The 1484-nt window shown below is 72.3% G+C and carries 1 protein-coding gene; it reads right to left on the bottom strand.

Going from position 1 to position 1484, the window contains the following annotated elements:
- Nucleotides 1–1434: ThuA domain-containing protein (locus B7L92_RS30410; protein WP_081240563.1), on the bottom strand; the 1434-nt coding region annotated here is incomplete at its 3' end.
- Nucleotides 1435–1484 lie beyond the last annotated feature (50 nt).

Here is a 1484-nt window from a genome sequence, read left to right on the forward strand (position 1 = left end):
CGTCCCGTCCGCGGTCGCGGCGCCGTCCACGTCCAGGCACGTGCCGCCCACGCCCCGCACCTCACCGGAACGCGGAACGGGAGGCGTGGTGCCGCCCTCTGCCTTGATCCGGACGTTGCGGAACGCCACCTCGTCGCCGTCACCGTGGTTCTGGATGCCGATGTGCCCCTGGCGCAGACTGCGCGCCGGGTCCGTGTTGGTGAAGTCGTTGACCTTGCGGCCGTTGAGGAACACCTCCAGCCGCTCCCCGGTGACCCGGATCTCGTACGTGTTCCACTCGCCCGGAGGGTTGAGCGCCGCGTCCCGGACGGCGAGGTCGGCCGACCGGAAGCCGTAGACGGCGCCCGTGGTGCGGTCGGGGGCGTCGGTGGCGTCGATCTGGATCTCGTAGCCGTTGTCGACCGCCGACCACGGGTCGTCGGAGGCCGGGAAGCCCACGAAGACACCGGAGTTGTCGTCCCCGCTCATCCTCCAGTCCAGCTTCAGCGAGTAGTCGCCGGTGAACTCCTCCGCCTCGTACCAGTACAGGCCGAGACCGCCGTGGGAGCTGAGCGTGCCGTCCGCGAGGGTGAACCCGCCGGGGCCCGCCTGTTTCCAGCCGGTGGTGCCGGTGCCGTCGAAGAGGGGGCGGTAGCCCGTCTCGGGCCGGCAGTCGGCCTCGGTCGTGCCCGCCGCCCAGCGGATGCCGCCCAGCAGGTGCCGGCGGAACGCGGGCTCGGCGTAGGACTCGTCGGTGTGCCCGCCGCCCGTGTAGAAGGCGCGGCCGCCCTGGTAGTCCTTGCACCAGGCGATGGGGTGGTCGCCCGACATCGAACCGCCCGAGTAGCTGGACTCGTCGAGCGAGGCCAGCACGTGCGCGGTGGTGCGGGGGTTGGTGCGGTAGTCGTACCACTCGTCGGTGCGCTGCCAGGTGGTGCCCAGGTGGGCGGTGGCGTCGTGCGCCCGGTCCTCGACCTCGACCGTGGCCCGCTGGACCGCCGGGTGGGACCGGAACAGCGCCCCGGCCAGCCCTTCGTAGAAGGGCCAGTCGTACTCGGTGTCGGCGGCGGCGTGGACGCCGACGTATCCGCCGCCGCCCCGGATGTACTGCTCCATCGCGGTCTGCTGCGCGCCGTTCAGGACGTCGCCCGTGGTGGACAGGAACACGATCGCCTCGTACCGGGCGAGGTTGCCGGTGGTGAACGCCTGGGCGTCCTCCGTCGCGTCGACGCCGAAGCCGTGGGCGTCGCCCAGTTCCCGCAGGGCCGCGATGCCGTCGTCGATGGAGGAGTGGCGGAACCCGGCGGTCTTGGAGAAGACGAGGACCTCGTAGGCCGGGTCGGCGGCGGCCGCCGCTCGGGGCGCCGGGGCGGGCTGGGCCGCCCAGGACTGCGGTGCCGCGCACAGCAGGGCGCCCGCCAAGAGGCCGATCGCCGCTTTCAGGTGGTGGCGCATGGGTCGCCTCCTTTCTCTGGGGCTTCGCTAGGGCAGGGTCCATTTCTGGT

It is taken from the genome of Streptomyces viridosporus, from assembly GCF_002078235.1.
Classification (GTDB): Bacteria; Actinomycetota; Actinomycetes; order Streptomycetales; family Streptomycetaceae; genus Streptomyces; species Streptomyces viridosporus.